At 67.7% G+C, this 23,178-nt stretch carries 23 protein-coding genes; 16 read left to right on the top strand and 7 right to left on the bottom strand.

All coding sequences use genetic code 11. The features are described from left to right. The first annotated feature begins 37 nt into the window (after positions 1-37). Genes DQP56_RS05485 through DQP56_RS05455 form a run of 7 tightly spaced genes read left to right on the top strand, consistent with a single transcriptional unit; the run spans position 38 to position 6,753 of the window. Entirely contained in the window at positions 38-1,132 is a 1,095-nt protein-coding gene (locus DQP56_RS05485; protein ID WP_083037603.1) for an MCE family protein, read from the top strand. Further along, on the top strand, positions 1,129-2,583 hold the full coding sequence (locus DQP56_RS05480) for an MCE family protein (RefSeq protein ID WP_112683965.1): 1,455 nt from the start codon (positions 1,129-1,131) through the stop codon (positions 2,581-2,583). The genes DQP56_RS05485 and DQP56_RS05480 overlap by 4 nt, the downstream gene beginning before the upstream one ends. Then, the gene (locus DQP56_RS05475; protein WP_112683964.1) at positions 2,580-3,743 is read left to right on the top strand and encodes an MCE family protein; all 1,164 of its coding nucleotides are present in this window, start codon (positions 2,580-2,582) and stop codon (positions 3,741-3,743) included. The genes DQP56_RS05480 and DQP56_RS05475 overlap by 4 nt, the downstream gene beginning before the upstream one ends. Beyond that, on the top strand, positions 3,744-5,288 hold the full coding sequence (locus DQP56_RS05470; protein ID WP_083037606.1) for an MCE family protein: 1,545 nt from the start codon (positions 3,744-3,746) through the stop codon (positions 5,286-5,288). A gap of 17 nt (positions 5,289-5,305) precedes the next feature. Further along, entirely contained in the window at positions 5,306-5,812 is a 507-nt protein-coding gene (locus DQP56_RS05465; protein WP_112683963.1) for an Rv2253/PknI dimerization domain-containing protein, read from the top strand. Positions 5,813-5,827: 15 nt separating this feature from the next. After that, positions 5,828-6,247, top strand: coding sequence for a hypothetical protein (locus tag DQP56_RS05460; RefSeq protein WP_112683962.1), 420 nt, complete (start codon positions 5,828-5,830; stop codon positions 6,245-6,247). Between the two features lie 41 nt (positions 6,248-6,288). Further along, a complete protein-coding gene (locus tag DQP56_RS05455; protein WP_234825515.1) occupies positions 6,289-6,753 on the top strand; it encodes a hypothetical protein in 465 nt (154 codons plus the stop codon). Positions 6,754-6,774: 21 nt separating this feature from the next. On the opposite strand, the gene DQP56_RS05450 is transcribed toward DQP56_RS05455, so the two are convergent. The 5 genes from DQP56_RS05450 to DQP56_RS05430 form a co-directional block, all read right to left on the bottom strand. Further along, positions 6,775-7,398, bottom strand: a complete 624-nt coding sequence (locus tag DQP56_RS05450) for a twin-arginine translocation pathway signal (RefSeq protein WP_112683960.1) — start codon at positions 7,396-7,398, stop codon at positions 6,775-6,777. Further along, on the bottom strand, positions 7,395-8,189 hold the full coding sequence (locus DQP56_RS05445) for an Rv1363c family protein (protein WP_112683959.1): 795 nt from the start codon (positions 8,187-8,189) through the stop codon (positions 7,395-7,397). The genes DQP56_RS05450 and DQP56_RS05445 overlap by 4 nt, the downstream gene beginning before the upstream one ends. 96 nt (positions 8,190-8,285) lie before the next feature. Continuing rightward, positions 8,286-8,717 (bottom strand): Rv2576c family protein, encoded by a 432-nt coding sequence (locus DQP56_RS05440; protein WP_083037612.1) that lies wholly within the window; start codon positions 8,715-8,717, stop codon positions 8,286-8,288. Between the two features lie 97 nt (positions 8,718-8,814). Then, on the bottom strand, positions 8,815-10,434 hold the full coding sequence (locus DQP56_RS05435) for an FAD-dependent oxidoreductase (RefSeq protein WP_112683958.1): 1,620 nt from the start codon (positions 10,432-10,434) through the stop codon (positions 8,815-8,817). 28 nt (positions 10,435-10,462) lie between these two features. After that, the gene (locus tag DQP56_RS05430; RefSeq protein WP_112683987.1) at positions 10,463-11,164 is read right to left on the bottom strand and encodes an IclR family transcriptional regulator; all 702 of its coding nucleotides are present in this window, start codon (positions 11,162-11,164) and stop codon (positions 10,463-10,465) included. A 137-nt stretch (positions 11,165-11,301) separates the two neighbouring features. Here DQP56_RS05430 and DQP56_RS05425 point away from each other — a divergent pair, with 137 nt between their 5' ends. Genes DQP56_RS05425 through DQP56_RS05385 form a run of 9 tightly spaced genes read left to right on the top strand, consistent with a single transcriptional unit; the run spans position 11,302 to position 21,251 of the window. Beyond that, positions 11,302-12,165, top strand: coding sequence for an alpha/beta fold hydrolase (locus DQP56_RS05425; protein ID WP_112683957.1), 864 nt, complete (start codon positions 11,302-11,304; stop codon positions 12,163-12,165). A 1-nt stretch (position 12,166) separates the two neighbouring features. Beyond that, positions 12,167-13,876, top strand: a complete 1,710-nt coding sequence (locus DQP56_RS05420; protein ID WP_112683956.1) for a bifunctional 3-(3-hydroxy-phenyl)propionate/3-hydroxycinnamic acid hydroxylase — start codon at positions 12,167-12,169, stop codon at positions 13,874-13,876. Further along, positions 13,833-14,762 carry a 3-carboxyethylcatechol 2,3-dioxygenase gene (locus DQP56_RS05415; RefSeq protein WP_435673820.1) on the top strand — a complete coding sequence of 310 codons (930 nt, stop codon included), beginning with the start codon at positions 13,833-13,835 and terminating at the stop codon, positions 14,760-14,762. The genes DQP56_RS05420 and DQP56_RS05415 overlap by 44 nt, the downstream gene beginning before the upstream one ends. Next, positions 14,759-16,504: an FAD-binding protein gene (locus tag DQP56_RS05410; protein ID WP_112683954.1), complete on the top strand. Its 1,746-nt coding sequence runs from the start codon at positions 14,759-14,761 to the stop codon at positions 16,502-16,504. The genes DQP56_RS05415 and DQP56_RS05410 overlap by 4 nt, the downstream gene beginning before the upstream one ends. Next, positions 16,501-17,832: an LLM class flavin-dependent oxidoreductase gene (locus tag DQP56_RS05405; protein ID WP_112683953.1), complete on the top strand. Its 1,332-nt coding sequence runs from the start codon at positions 16,501-16,503 to the stop codon at positions 17,830-17,832. The genes DQP56_RS05410 and DQP56_RS05405 overlap by 4 nt, the downstream gene beginning before the upstream one ends. After that, positions 17,829-18,665: a coniferyl-alcohol dehydrogenase gene (locus DQP56_RS05400; RefSeq protein ID WP_112683952.1), complete on the top strand. Its 837-nt coding sequence runs from the start codon at positions 17,829-17,831 to the stop codon at positions 18,663-18,665. The genes DQP56_RS05405 and DQP56_RS05400 overlap by 4 nt, the downstream gene beginning before the upstream one ends. Beyond that, entirely contained in the window at positions 18,653-19,642 is a 990-nt protein-coding gene (locus tag DQP56_RS05395; RefSeq protein WP_112683951.1) for a cyclase family protein, read from the top strand. Before DQP56_RS05400 ends, DQP56_RS05395 begins: the two co-directional genes overlap by 13 nt. 18 nt (positions 19,643-19,660) lie before the next feature. Then, positions 19,661-20,419 (top strand): alpha/beta fold hydrolase, encoded by a 759-nt coding sequence (locus DQP56_RS05390; RefSeq protein ID WP_112683950.1) that lies wholly within the window; start codon positions 19,661-19,663, stop codon positions 20,417-20,419. Between the two features lie 10 nt (positions 20,420-20,429). Continuing rightward, positions 20,430-21,251, top strand: a complete 822-nt coding sequence (locus DQP56_RS05385) for an alpha/beta fold hydrolase (protein WP_112683949.1) — start codon at positions 20,430-20,432, stop codon at positions 21,249-21,251. Here DQP56_RS05385 and DQP56_RS05380 read toward each other — a convergent pair. After that, on the bottom strand, positions 21,228-21,671 hold the full coding sequence (locus tag DQP56_RS05380; protein WP_112683948.1) for a nuclear transport factor 2 family protein: 444 nt from the start codon (positions 21,669-21,671) through the stop codon (positions 21,228-21,230). The two genes, DQP56_RS05385 and DQP56_RS05380, sit on opposite strands and share 24 nt — an antisense overlap. Next, the gene (locus DQP56_RS05375) at positions 21,668-23,152 is read right to left on the bottom strand and encodes an aldehyde dehydrogenase family protein (RefSeq protein WP_112683986.1); all 1,485 of its coding nucleotides are present in this window, start codon (positions 23,150-23,152) and stop codon (positions 21,668-21,670) included. Before DQP56_RS05375 ends, DQP56_RS05380 begins: the two co-directional genes overlap by 4 nt. Positions 23,153-23,178: the final 26 nt, after the last annotated feature.

Below are 23,178 nucleotides of genomic sequence, written 5' to 3'. Positions count from 1 at the left end.
TGCCCGCCGCTGCGCCGGCACAGCGGGGGAGCCACCGATGCTGAAATACCGTGGCAGCCAATTGAGCAGGATGGGCCTGATCGGCATCGTGGTCGTGGCCTTCATCGTCGCGATCGGGTTGCAGCCCGAGCAGTTGATCCAGTGGGCCACCAGCGTGCGTTACCAGGCCCGGTTCGCCGAAGCCGGTGGCCTGAGCACCGGTGCCGACGTCACGCTGTCGGGGATCAAGGTCGGCTCGGTCACCGATGTCGCACTCGACAACGGCGACGCTCTGGTGACGTTCACGCTGGCCGGCAAGTACCCGCTGGGCTCGCAGACCACCGCGCACATCCGCACCGGGTCGTTGCTCGGCGAGCGGGTGCTGACGGTGGAGCCCGCCGGCAGCGACAAGATGCGCCCGCTGGATGTCATCCCGCTCACCCGCACGTCCTCGCCGTACTCGCTGGTCGACGCGGTCGGCGAACTGACGTCCAATACCGCCGGCACCGACACCGAATCACTGAACCGGTCGTTGGACACCCTGTCGGACACCATCGACCAGATCGCGCCGCAGCTGGGGCCGACGTTCGACGGCCTGAGCAGGCTGTCCCGAGCGGTCCACAGCCGCAACGAGGGCCTCGCCGACCTGCTGAAATCGGCCGCCGAGCTCACCGGCGTGCTCTCCGAACGCAGCCAGCAGATCAACTCGCTGATCCTGGACGCCGACAGCCTCGTCGATGTGCTCAACACCCGTCGGCAGGCGATCGTCAACCTACTGGTCAGCACGTCGGCGGTGTCGCGGCAGCTGTCTGAACTCGTCGCCCAGAACAACGAACAGCTCAAACCGACGCTGGCGAAGATCATCGAGCTGAACAAGATCCTGGAGAAGAACCGGGACAACCTCGCCAAGGCGCTGCCGGGCCTGGCCAAATACGAACTCACCCAAGGCGAGACGGTGTCCAACGGGTCCTACTACAGCGCCTATGTTCCGAACCTGTTCCTGCCGCAGCTGTTCCAGCCGTTCTTCGACTACATCTTCGGCTTCCGCCGCGGCGTCGACGCGGGGCAACCGCCGGACAATGCCGGTCCGCGTGCCGAACTGCCGTTCCCGATCAACGGGATTCCGCAACCAGGAGACCTGCCGCCGCGATGAAGACTCGTAGATCACTGCAGATCGCGGCGGCGGCCGTGGCGGCGCTGCTGGTGCTGGCGGGCGCGGGCATCCTGATCCGTCACACCGTGCTGAAGCCGACCAAGATCACTGCGTACTTCTCCACCGCAACCGCCATCTATCCCGGTGATGAGGTCCGGGTCGCCGGGGTGAAGGTCGGCACCATCGACAGCATCGAACCGCAGGGCACCCAGGCCAAGCTCACCCTGCGCGTCGACCGCAAGGTGCCGATCCCGGCCGACGCCAAAGCCGTCATCGTCGCACCCAACCTGGTGGCGGCGCGGTTCGTCCAGCTCACCCCCGCCTACCATCGAGGCGACGGGCCGACCCTGCCTGACGGCGCGGTGATCCCGCGTGAGCACACCGCGGTCCCGGTCGAGTGGGATGAGGTCAAGACCCAGTTGAACCGGCTTGCCGCGGAACTGGGTCCGCGCAGCGGTGTTTCGGGAACGTCGGCGTCGCGCTTCATCGACAGTGCGGCCAATGCGATGGACGGCAACGGCGCCAAACTGCGCGAGACCTTGGCTCAACTCTCCGGTATGGCCCGGATCTTCGCCGAGGGCAGCGGAAACATCGTCGACATCATTACGGGCCTGCAGACGTTCGTGACGGCGCTGCGTGACAGCGATCAGCAGATCGTGGTGTTCGAGTCGCGGCTCGCCACGTTGACCAGTGTGGTCAACGACAGCCGATCCAACTTGGATGCCGCTCTCACCGACTTCGCGGGCGCGATCGACACGGTGCGGGATTTCGTGGCGGGGAGCCGCGCCGAAACTGCCGAGGCGCTGCGGGGTGTGGCCGCTGTCAGCCAGACGCTGGTGGATTCGAAGAATGCGATCCGCAATATCCTGCACATCACCCCGAATGCGATCGCCAACACACTCAATATGTACAACGTGACCAGCGGGACCCCGGTGGGCTCGTTCGCGTTCGCGAACTTCAGCAATCCGGTTCAGGCGATCTGCACGATGACCGGTGCGATCGGCAACGTGACGTCGACGGAGACCGGCAAATTGTGCGAGGGGTACCTCGGGCCGGCCATGCGGTTGCTGAATTTCAACGGGATGCCGTTGCCGATGTCTCCGTATCTGACCAAGGCGGCCAGCCCGGAGAAGTTGATCTATACCGACCCGGCGTTGATGCCGCACGCCGAGCACCCGGGAAGCCTGCCGGAACAGGAACCGTCGATCTCGGCCTACACCGGGCTGCACGGCGACGTCCCGCCGCCGCCGGGCTGGACGGATCCGCTGCAACCGCGCGGTTCCCTTGCGCCCGACGGATTGCCGGCCGCGGCGACACCGCCACTGAATCCCGGTGTGCCGCTGCCCAGTCCGACCACCTTCGACGGGATGCTGTTGCCCGGCCCGCCGCCTCCGGGCCCGCCGCCTGGATTGCCCGGTCCGTTGCCGGCGGAAGGGACACCCTCGCCATGATCGGTCTACGCTCACTGCGGCGCAGCGCGGCGCTCGCCCTCGTGGTCGCCGCCACCACGACCGGCTGCGCCTTCGGCGGTCTGAACTCGGTGGCGCTGCCGGGTGTTCAAGGACGCGGTTCCGGAGCGCAGCATTTCACCGTCCGGCTGGCCAATGTCGGGACATTGGAATCTAATTCGCCGGTGATGCTCTCCGATGTGGTGGTCGGCAGCGTCGGCAAGATGACCGTCACCGACTGGCACGCCAATGTCGACATCGCGGTCAACCCCGGCGTCGAGGTCCCGGCCAATGCGGTGGCGACCGTCGGGCAGACCAGCCTGCTCGGTTCGATGCATCTGGCGCTCAATCCGCCGATCGGGCAGCAGCCGACGGGGCGGCTGGCACCCGGCGCGACCATACCGCTGAGCGACTCGTCGACGTACCCCTCCACCGAGCAGACCCTGTCGTCGCTGGCGGTAATCGTCAACGGGGGAGGGCTCGGCCAGATCGGTGACATCATCCACAACTTCAGCACCTCCATGGCGGGCCGGGAGGCCGACATCCGCGATCTGATCGTCCGGCTGGACAACTTCACCGGTGCGCTGGATCGGCAGCGGAACAACATCGTCGAGGCGATCGGTGAGATGAACCGGACGGCCACGGCATTCGCCGGGCAGCGCGACACCATCCACCGTGCGTTGGACAAGATTCCTCCGGCCATCGACGTCTTGATCAAGGAGCGGCCCAAGTTCGTCACCGCGTTGACCAAACTCGGCCAGTTCGGCGATCTGTCGGCCGGGCTGGTCAATGATTCTGGGCGCGAACTGGTCTCCGACCTCATCCACATCGAACCGGCGTTGCGGTCGCTGGCCAACATCGGCCCGGAGCTCAACTCGGCGGTCGCCTACGCCTCGGCTTTCCCGTACGGGCCCAATGCGATCGAGCGCGCCGTGCGGGGTGACTTCCTGAATCTGTTCGCCGTCTTCGACCTCACCAAACCGCGACTCAAGCGGGCGCTGTTCGCCGGCACCCAGTGGGGTGACGAAGATGCGAAACTCGTTCCGGCGCCCGGTGACCCGTGGTATCTGAACTATTCCTACGACCCGCTGCAAGAACCGATTCTGCAGGCTTCGAGCCAGGGCTTACCGCCGGGAACTCTCGGGTCGGGAGGCGGTGGATAGATGCTGACACGCTTCGTACGCATTCAGCTGGCCCTGTTCCTCATAGCATCGGTGATCGGCGTTTCAGCCATGATCTTCGGCTACATGCAGGTGCCGACCCTGCTCGGGATCGGCCGGGTCACGGTCAAGCTGGACCTGCCGGAGACCGGCGGGCTCTACCGATTCTCCAACGTCACCTACAACGGGGTGCAGATCGGCACGGTCACCAACGTCGAGCTGACGCCGGGCGGCGTGCGCGCCACGTTGTCGCTGAGTCGATCACCGAAGATCCCGGCGGATCTGACCGCCGCGGTGCGTAGCGTTTCGGCGATCGGCGAGCAGTATGTCGATCTGCTGCCGCGCAGCGACGGCGGTCCGTACCTGCAGAACGGCTCGGTGATCGCGGCGTCCGACACGCAAGTGCCCCAACAAGTCGGTCCGATGCTCGATCAGGTCAGTGCCCTGGTCGACAGCATCCCCAAGGACCGGCTCAGCGACTTGCTCGACGAGACCTTCCAAGCCTTCGACGGCGCGGGTTACGACTTCCAATCACTGCTGGATTCGGCGACCACGATCAGCGGTGACGCCAACCGGGTCGCCGACAAGGTGCGCAAGCTGGTCGATGACGGTGCGCCACTGCTGGACTCCCAGGAGAAAAGCACCGACGCGATCCGGACCTGGGCGCGCAGCGTGGCCGGGATCTCCGAACAGGTCGCCGTCAACGACCCGCAGTTGCGCGCGATCTTGCAGCGCGGTCCCGGATTCGCCGAGGAGGTGTCCGGTCTGATGCAGGATCTCAAGCCCACGCTGCCGATTCTGCTGGCGAACCTGAACACTCTGGGGCAGGTGTTGATGGTCTACAACCCATCGCTGGAACAGTTGATGGTGCTGTTGCCCGGATACATTGCGGCCCAGCAGTCGTTCGGTCTGCCCAAGAACAACCCGACCGGTCTGCCGCAGGGCGACTTCACCCTCACCTTCGGTGACCCCAACCCGTGCACCGTGGGGTTTCTGCCGGCCTCCTCCTGGCGCTCCCCGGCCGACACCACCACGATCGACACCCCCGATGGGTTGTACTGCAAACTCCCGCAGGATTCCCCGGTGTCGGTGCGCGGCGCCCGCAACTTCCCGTGTATCGAGCACCCGGGTAAGCGCGCGCCCACGGTCGAACTGTGCGACGACCCGAAGGGGTTCGTGCCCATCGCGATGCGTCAGCACCTCACCGGACCCGGCCCCATCGACCCGAACCTGCTCAAGCAGGGCATCCCGATCGACGACCGGGCCGATTTCAACGACCGGATCTTCGCCCCGACCGGGGGCACCCCGTTGCCGCCGTGGGCCACCCCGTCGGGGACATCACCGGATTCCCCCCGGCCCGAGGTTCCGGCGCCGCCGCCGCCGTTCGCCGGGCACGACGGGAGTGCTGAGCAGCGGCCACCGGTGGCGGTGTTGCCCTATGACCCGAACACCGGCAAGTACATGACCCCCGACGGGCGCTACGAGCAGCAGACCAACCTGGTGCCCGGTTCGGGCCCCAAGACGTGGACCGACCTGATGCCGTCCTAGCCGAAGGAGGACATAACATGCAGGTACGCGAATTAGCCGCCGCGACAGCGGCGTTCGGGCTTGTTGCCGGGATGGCCCCGGCGCCGCCGGCGCATGCCGCCCTGGGCTTCGAGCTCAACGGCCCCTACCGGGTCACTTCGAGCGGAGACTGGGCCAAGACCAACGAAGTGTTCATGGACGAAGTCACCGTCTCGTCGGTGTGGACGTTCAGCTCCAGTTGCGAGAACGCGCACGTCTGTACCGGCCAGGTCAGCAGCGACCAGGGCTGGACCGCGCCGCTGGAATTTCGCACCTCGCGGTGGATCGTCGACCGCTTCCATGAGAACTGGCAGACCTGCCCGGACGGCACCACCTCGCCGGGGCGGCAGCGCTACCAGTTCCAGGGCAGCGACTCCAACGGCCAGTACGACAAACGCAACATCGACCTGCTGGTCGGCTACGACAGAACGATCGGCGTCTCGGGGGCCTGTGGACGCAACCAGCCCACGGTGATCACCATGCCGCTGAGCGTGCGGCGGCTTTAGGCGGTAGGAGACACGATGCGGAACACCCGTGTGATGATGGCGTTCGCCGCGGCTGCTGTGGCCGCCGGGGCGGTGGCCGCGGTGACCTCGGCGGCGCCGTCGGTGGCCGACCCCTACGTGCCGATGTGCGACGTCCCGGCGTGCACACCGGGAATCGCGCCGAATGTCGTGCTGGGTGCGCCGTGCTCCAACACCACCTACTTCGTCTTCGGGTCCGCTGTCGCAGGGCCGTCGACCCTGCCGGGCAGGCTGGTGTACTGCGGATCGCCCCGCCGGTACGAGCCGCGCTGGTTCCGTTCCCCGGAGATGCACGGCATCAAGGAGGAGAACAGCAGGTGCGACGAGTACGTCGGCGAGGTGGCGCAGGCGCCCGACGGACTCTTTTTGGCCTGCGTTGCCGACGGCGAGGCCCGGTGGCGTCGCGGAGACCTCTAGCGACACAACAATCCTGGCAAGTCGAGGGAGTCCGACCCATGATGCGAACCACTGTTGGTGCAGCGCTCGGCGCGCTGATGGTTGCAGCGGGCGCCACCGCTGTGGCACCGACGGCCGCGGCCGATATGCGCTACGGCAACTACGAGGTGCTGAGCAACCGGTGGACCGATGCGACGTGGGTGTGGGCGGCCTACCCGTGCGAGACGATGGGCAAGTTCGACGACCTGCCGGCCGGCTGTGTTGAGGTGAGCGCGATCGACCGACCGCATTTCTTCGGTCGCGGATACTACGGCGGCACCGCCAGACTGGTGGACGGTCAGTACTCGTTCACCTCGGATTACCCCAACGGTCTGACCTGCCCGTTCGGCCCGTCGATGCCGACCCGCGACACCTACACCTGGGATGCCAACACACTGGCCGGCGTCGTCGAATCACATTTCGAGGTGGGCTGTATGAATGGTCCGGGCGGGGTGAACACCTGGACGTTCGCGCTGGTGCGGATGTAGCGCCCCCGCAAGCGGGTTGGCCTACACCGGATCGAACGAGGAGATCAGCCACCGGCCGCCGTGCTTCTCCAAGCCGACCTTGACGCTGCTCATCGAGTAGGAGCCGTCGGGGTTGGTCTTGCTGATCGTGGTCTGGTTGAGATAGATCAGCACCTCGGCGGAGCCGGGACGCAACGACACGATGCCCTTGCGAACCACTGCCGCGATCGTCTGCACCTCCTTCTCTTTGACCGCCGGGGTGACGACCTTCTGGGTGAAATCGGTGTAGTGCGAGAGGAAGTCACCGGTGAGGTGGCTCTCGGCCGCGGCGAAATCCTGCTCCATCGTCTTCGGTGCGTACGTCAGTACGGCGACCGCACCGTCGGCGGCGGCGGCCATCACGGCCTGCTCGGCCGCGGGTCCGAGTTGCTGATCTGCCCGGAGCACACCGAAGTACAGCCAGCCGGCCAGCCCCGCTGACGCCAACAGCAGCAAGCCCAGGGTGGCAGCGATCCAGCGCGACGTTGAGACCGTCGGGCCGGCTTGGGATTGATCGGCAGGTGACTCCGCTGCCGCTGGATCGGCGGGCGCGACGTCGGCGTCGGCAGTCACGGAATCGTCCTCGACCGCTTCGGGTGTCAGGTCATCACTGTCGGATTCGCTCATGCCGCGAAGTCCACCTTCGACATCTTGACCTGGTCGCCCTCGCGGGCCAGGTGCACGGTCAGGCGCCAACTGCGGGGTTCCTCTTTGGCTCCGGCGGTATTGGTGACCTTCGTGGTGGCCGCGACCAGCACCACCGCCTCGTTGTCCGACATCGATTCCACGCCGGAGACCACCGTGTCAACCGAGGTGACGGTTTTGGACTCGCGGGCCACCTTGGCGAAGTCGCCGGCGTGGGCTTCGAAATCCTTCTTGAACTCACCGGTGGAGTTGTCCAGAATCGCCTTGACGTCGTCGTCGACTGTCTCGTAGTTCAGTGACATCAGCGTGACCACGCCCTGACGGGCGGCCGCGGCGTACTCGCCCATTTGATGCTGGCGCTGGGCAACGTCGCGATGGTGGGACAGCATCAGCACATCAACGGCGAGGAAGCCGCCGATTGCCAGTACGGCCAGCGTCGCCGCCACCCACCCCAGTTGTCTGCGGATGCCGATGAACCCGCGCGGTTGTTCAGCCCGTTCATCGACGGCACCTTCGTCGACACCCGGCGCCAGATCATCGGCTTCGATGCCCGCCGGCTCGACGTCCGGTGCGGTTTCCAGGTCGACCGCTTGGCTGGGTTCCGATTCGGAGCCCTGTTGCGCTTTGAGCAGCTCGGCACGGGCGCGGGCCAACTCCGCTGCAGCCTCGGCGGCCTTCGCCTCGGCTTCTGCAAGCGTCAGCGCATCCTTCGAGGTGCGCTTGGCGGCGTGCTTTCCACGACCACCCGGTTTCGCCGGATCACGCGACGGCATATGCCCTCCTGTCCGTTGTCCACCCAGCTCCGGCAGGGTCCCCCACATGGCCAAGCACTCTCGCAAGCCCGCTCCGAAACGGTAGCACCGGGTCTCTCACCAGGTGCGGAGCGAGCAGAGCGCCCCCTTGGTGCCGGCGTCGGTGGCGACGACGACGTCGTCGATGCGCAGTTCGCAGACGAACCCGGGAGAGGCCAGCTGGGGATGCATCCCCGGCAGCGACACCACCACCATCGCCCAGTTCTGCGGGTCGGCCAGGGTGGTCTCGAAGATCCAGGGCTGGTTCGGCCCGATCGTGACGTCGGCACGCGGGCTGTATTGGTACGGGTTGTGGCTGTATTCGCCGAAGTTGGGCGGCTGAACCTCGCGGTAGTAGATGTTCGCCTGGGCGGTTTCGGTCGCACTGACCAAGTAGCGCACCCGGTGGGGTGCCGAGTCGTCGGCGGGAGCCGGGGCGGCGGTGGCAAGCGCGCCGGTGAACGCCAGGCCCAGAACCAGGGGCGACGCCGAGAACTTCCTGGTTGTCACGGGCTCCTCCGGGTGCGCTCACCTGCCAAAGACTCAAATTCTTTGCGGAGAAGAATAGCATTTCCGGTTAGGCGGCGGCGGGCGATTGTGCTGCTCGTCAGACGCACGAATCGCCGGTGGCCGCCGCGCGTCCGGCACGGAAGCCGAACACCATCGCCGGTCCGATGGTGCCGCCGGCGCCGCCGTAGGCCCGGCCGGTCACCCCGGCCATCGCGTTGCCCGCGGCGAACAGGCCGCGGATCGGCCGCCCGGTGACGTGCAGCACGCGACCGTCGGCGTCGGTGCGCGGACCGCCCTTGGTGCCCATCGCTCCCACCGACAGCGGTACGGCGTAGTAGGGCGCGGTGTCGAGCGGCCCAAGGGTGCGACCGGCCGGGGTATCCGCCTGATCGTCGCCCCAGTACCCGTCGTAGGCGCTGGCGCCGCGCCCGAACTCGGGATCGGCGCCGGCGGCCACGCCGCGGTTCCAGGCCGCCACGGTCTGGGCCAGACCCTCCGGCTCGATGCCGGTCCGGGCGGCCAGCGCCGCCAGGTCGGGCGACTCGCAAAACCACTCCGGCGCCGCACCGCCGGGGGCGACGCCGAGGAACCCGTACCGGCGCAGGTGCTCGGCGTCGAAGACGATCCACGCCGGATCGTTGACGTAGCCGCCGCGCGGCTCCAGGTAGTGAAAGGCGCCGGCCATCGAGTTGTAGTCACATGCCTCGTTGACGAACCGCCGTCCGGACCGGTTGACGATGATGCTGCGCGGCCGGGTGCGCTCCAGTCGCACACTGCGGCTGCGCTGTTGGCCGTCTATGGTGTCGCCGGGGATCCGGACGATCGGAACCCACCACGCCTCGCCCATGTTGGCCAGGTCGGCGCCGTGTGCCATGGCCATGCGCAACGCGTCACCGGTGTTGTTCGGCGGTGACACCGCGCCTCGCATCGGCCCCCGCAGGAAGGCCTCGACCAGGGCGGTGTCCCATTCGAATCCGCCGTTGGCCAGGATGACGCCGCGGCGGGCGCGCACCCGCCGCGACGTCCCGTTGGCGTTCACCCGGACGCCGGCGATACGGCTATCGCCGCCATCACCGATGAGCTCGACGCCACGACAGCCCGTCGCCGGCGTCACCCCGGCCTCCAGCACACCCTTGAGCAGCCCGGCGATCAGCGCGGTGCCGGCGACGCACAGATTGCCAGCGGGGTCGCCGATGTCGGCGTGCAGCCGGGCGCGGGTCTCGGCGTCGAATCCGACATTGCTGTAGTCGGCAGGGAACGCGGTGATCCGGTCCTGCCAGCCACCCAGCCGGGAGATGTCGTAGGGCAATGGGCTCAGTGAGCGGCCACCGGACGGGCGTCCGCCGGGCAGCTCCGGCTTATAGTCCGGGAAGCCGGACGCGATCTCGAAGCGCACCTCGCTGTGCTTCTCGACGAAGTCGACCATCTCCTGGCCGGTGCGTACGAACGTCGAGACCAGCTCGTCGTCCATCGCGCCGAACGACTGCGCCCGCAGGTAGTCCAGGGCGGCCTCGACGGTCAAACCGGGGGCCCGGGTGTGCGCGGGAATCCAGGCGATGCCACCGGAGACGGCGGTGGTGCCTCCCACGGTCGCGGACTTCTCGTAGACGGCGACCGAGGCGCCGTTGACCGCTGCGGTGAGCGCGGCGGTGAGCCCGGCCCCGCCGGTACCCAGTACCACCACGTCGAACTCGTCGTCCCAATCACCGACTGTCAATGACGTCTTCCTTTCGGGCGCAGCGGATTCAGCTGAGGATCTCAGACAGTTTGTCGGCCGCCGCGAGCACGGCATCCCGACCGCGCAACACGACGTCCTCGCGGTGGGAGATCAGGTTGATGCAGGTGGGCGGCGAGGGAGGCCGGCGACGGACCGGAACCGCCAGACCGAATGTTCCGGGTTCGATCTCGCCGTGGGTGACCACCCAGCCGCGCTCACGGGTCTGCTGGACGATGTCGCGTTCGTCCGGGCGCCGCGGCATGGCGGCCGACAGCGCGATTCCGGCGGCGCCGAGGCTCAGCGGGTGGCGACTGCCCTCGTGGAACGCCAACTGATAGCCGACCTGGGTGGGCACGATCACGGCGACGGCCACCTGCTGGTCGCCCTCGGCCACCAGTAGCGACACGGTGGTGCCGAGTTCGTCGGCGAGCGCGCGCAGCGTCGGCAGGCTCAGCTGGCGGACATTGTTGTCGAACGAGGCGCCGAGGACGGCCAGCGCCGCTGCCGAGCGGAACCGGCCGTCTTCGCCCTTGGCCACCAATCGGTGACTCGTCAGGGTGTTCAGCAGCCGGTAGGCGATGGTCCGGTGGACGCCGATCTGGTCGGCGACCTGCTGGATGGTCAGCCCGTCGGGTGCGGTAGCTACCGCCTGCAACGCGGCCAGTCCGCGGGCCAGGGTCTGCGACCCCGGAGCGGCGTCGGCGGCACCGTCGGGCTTCAGCCTGGTCATCAGCTCGGCCTCCTTGACATCCACTCATTTGAGAGTGATGCTCTTCAATATAACGTACATCCATGTGCGATAAAAGCACGTTTAAATACCGGAAAATGAGAACTGCATTTCCGTGACAGCGCAGGGAGAGGTGGCCGGTGCCGGAGTTCGAGAGCATCTGGAGTGATCTTCAGGGCGTTGCGTTCGAGCAGGGGTATCTCGATGCGAGTGGGGTGCGCACCCGCTACCTCCGGGCGGGCGACCCGACCAAGCCGGTCCTGGTGCTGCTGCACGGCTCCGGCGGGCACGCCGAGGCATATGTCCGCAATCTGGCCGCGCACGCGGAGCACTTCTGGACCTGGTCGGTGGACATGCTCGGTCACGGCTACACCGGCAAACCCGGTCATCCGTTGGAGATTGCCCACTACGTGGCGCACCTGATGGATGTGCTGGACGCGATCGGTGCGCAGCAGGCCAGCATCAGCGGTGAATCACTCGGCGGCTGGGTGGCGGCGCGCGCCGCCATCGACCACCCGGACCGGGTGCAGCGCCTGGTGCTCAACACCGCGGGTGGTTCCCAGGCCGATCCCGAGGTGATGAAGCGAATCATCACCCTGTCGATGGCGGCGGTGGAGAACCCGGACTGGGAGACGGTGCAGGCCCGCATCAAGTGGCTGATGGCCGACAAGTCCAAGGGCTACGACGACATCGTGGCCAGCCGGCAGCGGATCTACCGGCTGCCCGGATTCATCGACGCGATGCGCGACATCATGGCGCTGCAGGATCCCGAGATCCGCGCCCGCAATCTGCTGGGTCCGGGGGACTACGGCAAGATCACCGCGCCGACGCTGGTGGTCTGGACCAGTGACGACCCGACGGCCGACGTCGAGGAGGGCAAGCGGATCGCCTCGATGATCCCGGGCGCCCGGTTCGAGCTGATGCCGGGCTGCGGCCACTGGCCGCAGTACGAAGACCCCGCGACCTTCAACCGCCTGCACCTGGAATTCCTGCTGGGGCGTTAGCGTGACCGCTGAAAAGAGTGCAGCCGTCGACGTCGACGTGGTGATCGTCGGCGCCGGGCCCGTGGGCTTGACGCTGGCGAACATCCTCGGCCTGCAAGGGGTCCGGACCCTGGTGGTCGAGGACCGCGCCACACTCATCGACTATCCCCGGGGGGTCGGGCTCGACGACGAATCGCTGCGCACGTTCCAGGCGATCGGCCTGGTGGATGCCATTCTGCCGCACACCGTGCCCAACCAGATCCTGCGATTCTTCGACGGTAACCGGCGACTGCTCGCCGAGATGGCCCCTGCCGACGCGTGTTTCGGATGGCCCAAGCGCAACGGCTTCGTCCAACCACTGGTCGACGCCGAACTGCTGCGCGGCTTGGAGCGCTTCGACCACGTCGAGGTGGCCTGGGGCCGGCCGATGACCGCGTGCACCGAGACCGACGAGGCCGTCACGGTGAGTCTCGGCGGTTCCGACGAGCAGTTCCCGGCAACCGTCCGGGCTCGTTACGTCGTTGGCTGCGACGGTGGGCGCAGCGCCACCCGCCGCCTGATGGGGGTGTCCTTCGACGGCACCACATCCTCGACCCGATGGCTGGTCATCGACCTCGCCAACGATCCGCTGGGCCACCCCAACAGCGAGGTCGGCGCCGACCCCGCGCGGCCCTACGCCTCCATCTCGATCGCCCACGGCATCCGGCGCTTCGAGTTCATGATCCACGCCGACGAAACCGACGAGCAGGCCGAAGACCCCGAGTTCGTCGCGGCGATGCTGGCACCGTTCCTACCGCATCCGCACGATGTCGACGTGATCCGGCACCGGGTCTACACCCACCACTCCCGGATCGCCGGCGCATTCCGCCGCGGCCGGCTGCTGTTGGCCGGCGATGCGGCACACCTGATGCCGGTCTGGCAGGGGCAGGGCTACAACAGCGGCATCCGCGACGCGATGAACCTGGGCTGGAAACTGGCCGCGGTGGTGCAAGGGCAGGCGCAGTCGAGCCTGCTGGACAGCTACGACACCGAACGGCGCAAGCACGCCCGCGCCATGATCGACCTCTCCACGATGGTGGGCCGGGTGATCTCGCCGACCAACCGCCGGGTCGCCGCGGTGCGCGACCGGGTGATCCGGGCCGCCTCGGCGGTACCGACGCTCAAGCGCTATGTGCTGGAGATGCGATTCAAGCCGATGCCGCGCTACGACCACGGTGCCGTCGTCCACGACCAGCCGCATCGTCCCGACTCGCCGACCGGAACGCTGTTCATTCAGCCCCGCGTGGACACCCGCACCGGAACGGATCTGCTCCTCGACGAGGTCATCGGGGCCGGGTTCGCGGTGCTGGCCTGGAACAACAATCCGCGTGCCCTGCTCGGGGAGGACGCCTTCGCGCGGTGGAATGCGTTGGGAGCGAGCTTCATCGCCGTCCGGCCGCTGACGCAGCTGCACTGGACGCCGACAGGCCAGGTCGACGACCCGGCCGTCACCATCGTCGGCGACCGCACCGGAGAGCTGAAAGCCTGGTTCGACCGCCACACCGAGTCGGTGTTGTTCCTGCGCCCGGACCGCTGCATCGCCGCGGCCTGCATTGCTCAGCGCGCCGCCGAGATGAGCGCCCGGCTCGCCGACGTCCTGACGCTGACCGTAGGGGGTGATACCGCCGATGGCACTAGCCCTGTGCTGCATGTCCCACAGCCCGCTGCTGAATCTGCCGGGACCACCCCCTGAGTTGATGGCCGACATCGAGGCCGCCGTCGACGACGCGGCCGCGTTCGTCGCCGACTTCGACCCGCAGCTGACGGTGGTGTTCGCACCGGACCACTACAACGGGTTCTTCCTGCAGCTGATGCCGCCGTTCTGCATCGGCACCGCCGCGCACGGTGTCGGCGACTACGGCACCTACGCCGGCCCGTTGAACGTCGCCGCCGACCTCGCCCGTGAAACCGCGGCCGCGGTGCTGGAACACGGTGTGGATGTCGCAGTTTCGGCTCACATGGCTGTCGACCACGCAATGGTGCAACCGCTGGAGCGACTGCTCGGCGACGCATCCGCATGCCCGGTGATCCCGATCTTCATCAACGCCGTCGCCGCCCCGCTGGGGCCGATACACCGCGCCCGCACCCTGGGCGCCGCGGTCGGTGCCTACCTGGGCACCCTGGATCTTCGGGTGCTGATCCTGGGATCGGGCGGACTGTCGCACGATCCGCCGATTCCCACCCTGGCGACCGCGCCACCGGTCACCCGCGACCGGATCCTGCACGGCACCCCGATGAGTGCCGAGCAGCGGAAGGCCCGCCAGGACACGGTCATGGCGGCGGCCCGCGACTTCGCCGCGGGAACCAGCGACCTCGCGCCGCTGAACCCGGAGTTCGATCAACGGTTCCTGTCCGTGCTCGACAGTGGCCGGCTCGACGACCTGGCCGACTGGTCGAATCCGTACATCAGCGAGGCGGGTGGGGGATCCGCACACGAGATCCGCACCTGGGCAGCGGCTTTCGGTGCGTTGGCGGCGCAGGGGCCCTACCGCACGGCCAATCACTACTATCGGCCGGCCCCAGAGTTGATCGCCGGATTCGCCGTTCGCACCGCGCAACCGGCGGAGGTGAGCCCGTGACCGAGAACGACCACATCGTCGACGTGCTGGTCATCGGCTCCGGCGGTGGCGGAATGACCGCCGCGCTGGCCGCCGACGCGTGCGGCCTGCAGACCCTGGTCGTGGAGAAGTCGCCGCACTTCGGTGGATCCACCGCGTTGTCCGGCGGCGGCATCTGGGTGCCCGGCGCACCGGCGCAGCGCCGGGAGGGTTACGCCCCCGACCCCGACGGCGTCGTTGCCTACCTGCGCGCGATCACCGGCGGTCTGGTCACCGAGGCGCGGCTGCGGCAATACGTGGACGCCGCACCGAAAATGATGGCATTCCTGGAACAGACCAGCGGCTGGCTCGAGTTCGTCTGGAAGCCCGGCTATGCCGACTACTATCCGGAGCTGCCGGGCGGATCGGCACTGGGCAGCACCATCAACGTGCCGGAGATCGACCTGCGCAAGCTGGGTGATCAGGAGCAGAATCTGCTGGCGCCGTTGGCATTGGCGCCCAAGGGAATCTGGTTCGGGCCCAAGGATCTGCGGCTGTTCTACCAAGTGCGGCAGTCCTGGCGCGGCAAGGCGGTGCTGCTCAAGCTGCTGTGGCGGATGTTCCGCGCCCGGGTCTTCGGGGACCGCATGGCGGCGATCGGCCAGTCACTGGCGGCCCGGCTGCGGCTGGCGATGCTCGAACGCGACATCCCGCTCTGGCTCGACACCCCGATGACCGAGCTGGTCACCGACGGCTCCGGCGCGGTCACCGGAGCCGTGGTCGAGCGCGACGGTCAGCCGCAGCGCATCACCGCGCGCCACGGCGTCATCCTGGCAAGCGGCGGCTTCGACCACGACATGGCGTGGCGCAAGGAGCACCAGCCGGTGCTCGAACACGACTGGAGCTTCGGCAACCCGCTGGCCACCGGTGACGGCATTCGCGCCGGGGAACGCGTCGGGGCGGCCACCGAACTGCTGGATGAGGCCTGGTGGTTCCCGGCCATCTGCTGGCCGGACGGCCGGCTGCAGTTCATGCTCAACGAACGCATGATGCCGTCGCAGTTCATCGTCAACGGCGACGGGGAACGCTTCATCAACGAGGCCGCACCCTACATGGACTTCGCGCACGCCATGATCGCCGGTCAGCAATCCGGCGTCACCCACATCCCGTGCTGGCTGATCACCGACCAGCGGTCCTTCCACCGCTACGTCGTCGCCGGGCACCTGCCGATCCCCAAGATTCCGGGTGCCCCGGTGCCCACCGGGCGCAAAATCCCGCAGGCCTGGCTGGACTCGGGAGTGGTCAAGGCCGCCAAGTCATTCGCCGAGTTGGCCACCGCGATCGGCGTCCCGCCCGACCGGCTGGAGCGCACCGCGCACCGGTTCAACGAGCTGGCGAGATCCGGCCACGACGACGACTTCAATCGCGGCGACAGCGCCTACGACAACTACTACGGTGACCCGACCCTGCCCAACCCCAATTTGTATCCGCTCGGCAAGCCGCCCTACTACGCGTTCCAGATCATCCTGGGCGACCTGGGCACCTCGGGCGGCTTGCGTACCGACGAGCACGCCCGGGTGCTGCGCGCCGACGACTCGGTGATCGACGGCCTGTATGCGGTCGGTAACAGCTCGGCTCCGGTGATGGGACGCAGCTACGCCGGTGCCGGAGCCACCATCGGACCGGCGATGACCTTCGGCTACGTCGCCGCCCGGCATATTCACGCGACTCGCCGGCCTCTCGGCGCCCGGACTGCAACCAAACCCCAAGGAGGTAACCCGTGAAGATCTCACTGTTCTACGAATTCGCACTGCCCCGGCCGTGGTCCGACGACGACGAGCACATCCTCTTCTCTGATGGTCTCGACGAGGTGGAGGCCGCCGACAAGGCCGGATTCTCGACGGTGTGGCTCACCGAGCATCACTTCCTGGAGGAGTACTGCCACGCGACCGCGCCGGAGATGTTCCTGGCCGCCGCCAGCCAGCGCACCGAGAACATCAGGCTCGGGTTCGGGATCATGCACCTGCCCCCGGTGGTGAACCACCCCGCCCGGGTGGCCGAGCGGATCGCCACCTTGGATCTGCTGTCGGGCGGCCGGGTCGAGTTCGGCACCGGTGAGGGATCGTCGATCGCCGAACTCGGCGGATTCGGCATCGATCCGGCCGACAAACGCGCCCAGTGGGAAGAGGCGCTGGAGGTCTCGATCCGCTGCATGACCGAGGAGCCGTTCACCGGCTTCGAGGGCCAGCATGTGCAGATGCCGGCCCGCAACGTCATCCCCAAGCCGATGCAGAAGCCGCACCCGCCGGTCTGGGTGGCCTGCACACGGCCCGCCTCGGTGCAGATGGCCGCCCAGAAATGCATCGGCGCACTGAGTTTCGCCTACACCGGCCCGGGACCGCTGGCCGAACGTGTCAACGGCTACTACAAGGAGCTCGAGGAGAACGGCGTCCCGATCACCCCACAAGTCAACCCCAACATCCTGGCCATCGGCGGTGACCTGTCGATGATGGTGGCCCCCACCGACGAACAGGCGTTGCAGCGGCTCGGCGTGGGGGGCGGGTTCTTCTCGTTCGGGATCATGCACTACTACATGACCGGCGAGCACACCCCGGGCCGCACCCGGGTGTGGGAGCGCTATCTCGAAGAGGTCGAGAAGGACCCGACGCTGGCTTACGGGCCGGGCCGCGGCGCGATCGGCAGCCCGGCGACCACGCGGGAGTTCCTGCGCGGCTACGAGGAGAGCGGTGTCGACGAGCTCATCCTGCTGCTCAACCCACGTAGCCACGAGGCGACGATGGAGGCCATCGAGCTGATGGGCAAAGAAGTGCTGCCCGAGTTCATCGAACGCGACGAGAAGGCGGTCGCCGACAAGGCCAAGCGGCTCGCGCCGGTGCTGGAGAAGCTGGAGGCTCGCCGCACAGAGTCGACCGCGCCGAAGTTCGACGAGTCCTACTCGTTCGGCGGGCTGCCGACCGGCCGCGGTGGTAAGTTCACCGCGACCGAGATCCCCGAGGCGATGGCCGAGATGAACGAGGGCCGGGTGCAGGCTGCGCAGTTGGCCAAGCAAGAGCGAGCAGGGCGAGAAGAGCGGGACCGCGGGCAGAAATGACCGCACCGGCCGGGCTTTGGCGCTACGACGGTCGACGGACCGTGGTCACCGGCTGCGCGTCGGGTATCGGCGCGGAGCTGGTCGCCCAGCTCGGTGAGCTCGGAGCTGACGTGATCGGTCTGGACCTGGCCGAGCCCGCCGCGGCGGTCAGCGAATTCCACCGATTGGATCTGAGTGATCCGGCGTCGATCGATCAGGCGGCGGCGGCGATCCGAACGGCCGGTCGGGTCGACGCGCTGTTCAACGTCGCCGGGGTGTCGTCGGGCATCGGCGATCCGGAGCGGGTCGTCATGATCAACTTCCTGGGTATGCGCCACTTCACCGAGGCGTTGCTGCCGGCGATGTCGGCCGGCTCGGCGATCGCCAATGTCTCCTCGTTGGCCGCCGCGGCCTACCTGGAGAACGCCCAGACCACTGCCGGCCTGCTGCACACCGGCGACATGTCCGCCGGATTGCAGTGGTGCCGGGCGAATCCCGAGGCGCTAGCCGACGGCGGCTACCGGCTGTCGAAGGAGGCGGTCATCCTCTACGGCATGATCAACGCGGGACGGCTGGGTGGTCGCGGTATCCGAATCAACTGCACCGCCCCCGGTGTCACCGAGACCCCGATCCTGGATCAGCTGCGCAGCAGCTACGGGCAGCGCTACCTCGATGACATTTCCAAACCGCTCGGACGGGTGGCCAGCCCGGCCGAACAGGCCGCACCGCTGGTGTTCCTCAACAGCCCGGCCGCCGGTTACATCACCGGTCAGGTGCTCTGGGTCGACGGTGGCAACATCGGCAGTCGTACCGCCGCAACGCTTCCGCACGGATCGTGTGCATGGCCGGCCTGACCGAGTTCCGCCGGGTCGGCAAGGCGGTGCGCAACTGGGGGCGCTGGGGTGACGACGACGAACTGGGCACGCTGAACCTCATCACACCGGACAAAGTCGCTGCGGCTGCGGCCCTGGTGCGGCACGGCAAGGTCTTCCCGCTCGGTGTCGACTTCGGATCCTCGGGTCCGCAGGGTGCTTTCCAATTCCGGCACAACCCGATTCACGTGATGACCGTGGATGGGGGCGACGTGAGCACGCTGGCGCAATACGGCCCGGAATGGCACCGCAACATCGTGGCACAGCAGGTGAGTGAGTTCTTCACCGACAATCCCTTCCGATTCAACGACGACATGGTCGTCATGCCACTGCAGGCCGCCACCCAGTGGGATGCGCTGTCCCACGTCTACTACGACGACCAGCTCTACAACGGTTTCCCGGCAGGCTCGGTGACCAGCCTGGGCGCCTACCACTGCGGCATCGACAAGGTCGACGGCAAGGGCATCACCTCCCGCGGGGTGCTGCTCGACGTGGTCGCCCACCGCGGTGCGGAGACATTCCTGCCGCTCGGCACCCCGATCACACCGGACGAACTCGACGACGTAGCACGAGTCCAGCAGGTCACGATCGAGCCCGGAGACATCGTGCTGGTCCGAACGGGTTGGTGGCAAAGGTTTTCCGAGACCGGTGACGGCGCCGAGCCGGGCGCAGGACTGGACTGGCGGTGCGCCACCTGGCTGCACGAGCATGACATCGCCGCGGTGGCCGCCGACAACCTGATGGTGGAGAACCCGGTCTCCGGGGTCGAGGGCACGTTCTTGCCGATGCACATGCTGTGCTTGCGTGACATGGGGATGATGCTCGGGGAGTACTGGGATCTCGGCGCGCTGGCCGCCGACTGCGCCGCGGACGGCGTCTATGAGTTCCAACTGGTGGCTCCACCGCTGCGGGTGACCGGTGGCGTCGGATCACCGGTGAACCCGATCGCGATCAAATAGACCGGCGGAGGAAACCCCATGCGATTCGTCTTCGTCCACGGCGGATTTCACGCCGCCTGGTGCTGGGAGCGCACCATGGCGGAGCTGGAGCGCACCGGTCACAGCGCGATCGCCATCGACCTGCCCGGACACGGCGCCCGGCTCGGCGAGGAATCGACGCTGGCCAACCGGCGCGAGGCCGTCGCAGAGGTACTACAACCCGGCGACGTCCTGGTCGGCCACTCCGGCGGCGGCTTCGATGCGACGCTGGGCGCCGACAGCGCACCGGATCTGGTGCGCCACATTATCTTTCTCGCTGCGGCGCTGCCTCGGGAGGGACGCAGCTACACCGATGCGATGACGATGGGCAGCGACGGAGCCGAGTTCTTCGATACCGCGGCCGGTGACATGCTGTCTTACCTGCACTTCGCCGACGACGGGGCGATGACGTTCGCCGACATCGATGGCGCGCGGCAATACTTCTACCACGACTGCGACGACGCCACGCTGCGATGGGCGTTCGAACGGCTGGGCCCGGAACGGTTCGGCGATACCACGGTCGCCCCGGTGTCGGTGCCGAACTTCTGGGCGGCCGATATTCCGCGCAGCTTCATTCGCTGTGAGCAGGACCGCGCTTATCCGCGCTGGCTCGCCGACCTGGTCTGCCGGCGGCTCGGGGTCGAGCCGCTGACCATTGACGCCTCGCACTCGCCGTTTCTGAGCCGACCCGCCGAACTGGCCGAACTGCTGGTGCACGCCACCACGACCCGGCCGGTCGGCCCGCTGATCCCGGACTGAGGAGCCGACGTTGCCGATCGAGCGTAAGACCGTCGTCGTGGACGGCCTGAGCACTTCCTATCTCGAAGCCGGGGATCCGGCCGCCCCGGCGGTGGTGCTGCTGCACGGCGGGGAGTTCGGTGCGGGGGCCGAGATCGGCTGGGAACGCACCATTCCCGCGCTGGCCGACCGCCATCGGGTGCTGGCGCCGGACCTGCTCGGGTTCGGTGACTCGGCCAAGGTCATCGACTTCAACGACGGTCGCGGGATGCGGATCCGCCACGTCGCGCGGTTCTGCGCCCAGCTGGGTGTCGAGACGGCGGATTTCGTGGGCAATTCGATGGGCGCGATCATGCTGCTCGTCGACACCACGTCGGACGCACCGCTGCTGCCGGTACGCCGGCTGGTCGCCATCTGCGGCGGCGGCGAGATCCAGCAGAACGAACACATGGCCGCGCTCTACGACTATGACGCGACGATGCCAGCGATGCGCCGGATCGTCGAGGCGTTGTTCCACGACCCGGCCTATCCGGCCGACGAGGACTACGTGCGGCGGCGCTATGAATCGAGCACTGCGCCCGGGGCCTGGGAGGCCATCGCGGCGGCCAGGTTCCGCCGGCCGGGCGCCGCGCCCCCGCCGCCGGCGTCGAGCAACCGTGCCTACGAACGCATCTCGGTGCCGACGCTGGTGGTCGAGGGCGGCTGCGACAAGCTGCTGCCATCCGGCTGGGCGTCGCAGATCGCCGATCAGATCCCTGCCGGCCGGGCGGCCGTCGTCGAGGCCGCCGGGCACTGCCCGCAGATCGAGCAGGCCGAGCAGGTCAACGGACTACTGCTGGACTTCCTGTCTTGACGGCGGATTGGTGAACCAGAGGTTCTCCTCGCGCAGGCCCTGGCTGCGCCAGCCGTCGGCGGCGCGAACGAGGTCATGGTGGTAGTAGCCGCCGCAGTAGCTGAGCTCGGCCATTCCCGGTAGCTGCATCGGGTTGTAGAACATCGCCCGTACCCGCGCGGAATCGCCGGTGTGGTTCAGGATCTCGATGTTGGTGATGTAGTGCATCGACATCGGGATCGCGGTGAAGCCGGCGGCCAACCAATCGGCCACCTCATCACGGCTACCGCAGATGGCCCCGGCCGACGAGTAATCGATGACGGCGTCGTCGGTGAACACCGACCGGTACAGCGCCCAGTCCTTGGTATCGACCGCGCGGGCGTAGCGGTACAGCAGCGCGGAGATCTCCAGCCGGTCGTCGGCCGGGACGGCCGGCGTCATTCCGGCATTCCGATGGTCTTGATGTGCAGGTACTCGGTGAATCCCTGGGGGCCGTTGCGATATCCCAGGCCGCTTTGGCGGGTGCCGCCGAACGGGCTGTCGATGCCGAAGTGGCTCTTGCCGTTGATGCTGACGTTGCCGGTACGCATCCGGATCGCCACCGCCATCGCCCGGTCCAGATCGGCGCTGCTGACCTCACCGGACAGGCCGTAGATCGAGTTGTTGGCTATCGCGACCGCCTCGTCGTCGGTGTCGTAGGGGGTGACGGTCAGTACCGGACCGAAGATCTCCTCCTGCGCGACCTGGCTGTCGGGGTCGACGTCGGCCAGCAGGGTCGGCTGCACGTAGTAGCCGGTGGGCAGGTGCTCCGGGACGCCGCCGCCGGTGACCAGCCGCGCGCCCGCGTTGAGACCGGAGGCGATCAGGCTCAGCACCTTGCGCCGTTGCGTTTCGCTGATCTGTGGACCCTGCATATTGCCCGGGGTCCACGGGTCACCCATCGGGAAGTTCTCCATCGACGCCTTCAGCACCGCCAGTCCCTCGTCGTAGCGGCTGCGGGGCAACAGGATCCGCGATGGCAGCACGCAGCTCTGCCCCGACATCACGCAGGCCATCATCGCGGCCATCGGCAGCGCCGAATTGAAGTCCGCATCGTCGAGCACGATGTGCGCCGATTTGCCGCCGAGCTCCAGCAGCGTCTTCTTCACGGTGGGTGCCGCGGCCGCCAGGATGGCCCGGCCGGTAGCGGTGGAACCGGTGAAGGTGATCATGTCGACCCGAGGGTCCGCCGACAACGCCGCGCCGACCTCGTTGGCGTTCGAGGTGACGACGTTGAACACCCCGGCCGGAATATCGGTGTGTTCGGCCACGATCCGGCCCAGCTCGCTGCCTGACCACGGCGTGAGCTGCGCCGGTTTGAGCACCACGGTGTTGCCGGCCATCAACGCGGGGATGGTCTCGGCGATGTTGAGGTACAGCGGCACATTCCACGGGGTGATGGCACCGACCACTCCGATCGGCTCGTAGTGCAGTTTGCGGCGCGCCGGGCCCAGCGGGGTGTCGTGCAGTCCGGTGTCCACCAGGTATTCGAACCTCCGGCCGTGATCGGCCCAGTGCTTCACCTCGGCGATCGGACTCTCGATCTGGCTGCCGGTGACGGTGACCGGGCAGCCCACCTCGGTGATCAGGATCCGGCGCAGCCGCTCCTTCTCGGCCTCCAGCGCGGCGTGCAGCTGCATCAGGCAGTGGTGCCGGAAATCCACATCGTGGGCCCAGTCGCCTGCGTCAAACGCGCGCCGGGCCGCGCCGACCGCGCGTTCCATGTCCTCGACGGTGCCGTCGGCGGCCGTTCCGGCCACCTGCTCGGTGGCGGGGTGTACGACTTCGAAGGTGGCACCGTTGCCGGTGGTGACCAGCTCACCGTCGATGAACATCCGTTCTTCGCCGGCCAGCACACCCGAATCATCTTGCACCGCAGTCATCTTCTGAATCCTTCCGATGTCCCACG

Source organism: Mycolicibacter senuensis (assembly GCF_003284925.1).
Taxonomy (GTDB): domain Bacteria; phylum Actinomycetota; class Actinomycetes; order Mycobacteriales; family Mycobacteriaceae; genus Mycobacterium; species Mycobacterium algericum_A.
Note: the sequence above shows the minus strand (reverse complement) of the source record. Positions and strands in the feature narration are given on the sequence as shown.

Excerpts from the sequence above, each read along its gene's own strand:
- DQP56_RS05465 (WP_112683963.1), top strand. The coding sequence starts at position 5,306 with ATGCAGGTACGCGAATTAGCCGCCGCGACAGCGGCGTTCGGGCTTGTT.
- DQP56_RS05480 (WP_112683965.1), top strand. The coding sequence starts at position 1,129 with ATGAAGACTCGTAGATCACTGCAGATCGCGGCGGCGGCCGTGGCGGCG.
- DQP56_RS05455 (WP_234825515.1), top strand. The coding sequence starts at position 6,289 with ATGCGAACCACTGTTGGTGCAGCGCTCGGCGCGCTGATGGTTGCAGCG.
- DQP56_RS05400 (WP_112683952.1), top strand. The coding sequence starts at position 17,829 with ATGACCGCACCGGCCGGGCTTTGGCGCTACGACGGTCGACGGACCGTG.
- DQP56_RS05450 (WP_112683960.1), bottom strand. The coding sequence starts at position 7,398 with ATGAGCGAATCCGACAGTGATGACCTGACACCCGAAGCGGTCGAGGAC.
- DQP56_RS05380 (WP_112683948.1), bottom strand. The coding sequence starts at position 21,671 with ATGACGCCGGCCGTCCCGGCCGACGACCGGCTGGAGATCTCCGCGCTG.
- DQP56_RS05375 (WP_112683986.1), bottom strand. The coding sequence starts at position 23,152 with ATGACTGCGGTGCAAGATGATTCGGGTGTGCTGGCCGGCGAAGAACGG.
- DQP56_RS05485 (WP_083037603.1), top strand. The coding sequence starts at position 38 with ATGCTGAAATACCGTGGCAGCCAATTGAGCAGGATGGGCCTGATCGGC.
- DQP56_RS05445 (WP_112683959.1), bottom strand. The coding sequence starts at position 8,189 with ATGCCGTCGCGTGATCCGGCGAAACCGGGTGGTCGTGGAAAGCACGCC.
- DQP56_RS05415 (WP_435673820.1), top strand. The coding sequence starts at position 13,833 with ATGTCCCACAGCCCGCTGCTGAATCTGCCGGGACCACCCCCTGAGTTG.
- DQP56_RS05475 (WP_112683964.1), top strand. The coding sequence starts at position 2,580 with ATGATCGGTCTACGCTCACTGCGGCGCAGCGCGGCGCTCGCCCTCGTG.
- DQP56_RS05430 (WP_112683987.1), bottom strand. The coding sequence starts at position 11,164 with ATGACCAGGCTGAAGCCCGACGGTGCCGCCGACGCCGCTCCGGGGTCG.
- DQP56_RS05395 (WP_112683951.1), top strand. The coding sequence starts at position 18,653 with ATGGCCGGCCTGACCGAGTTCCGCCGGGTCGGCAAGGCGGTGCGCAAC.
- DQP56_RS05390 (WP_112683950.1), top strand. The coding sequence starts at position 19,661 with ATGCGATTCGTCTTCGTCCACGGCGGATTTCACGCCGCCTGGTGCTGG.
- DQP56_RS05470 (WP_083037606.1), top strand. The coding sequence starts at position 3,744 with ATGCTGACACGCTTCGTACGCATTCAGCTGGCCCTGTTCCTCATAGCA.
- DQP56_RS05460 (WP_112683962.1), top strand. The coding sequence starts at position 5,828 with ATGCGGAACACCCGTGTGATGATGGCGTTCGCCGCGGCTGCTGTGGCC.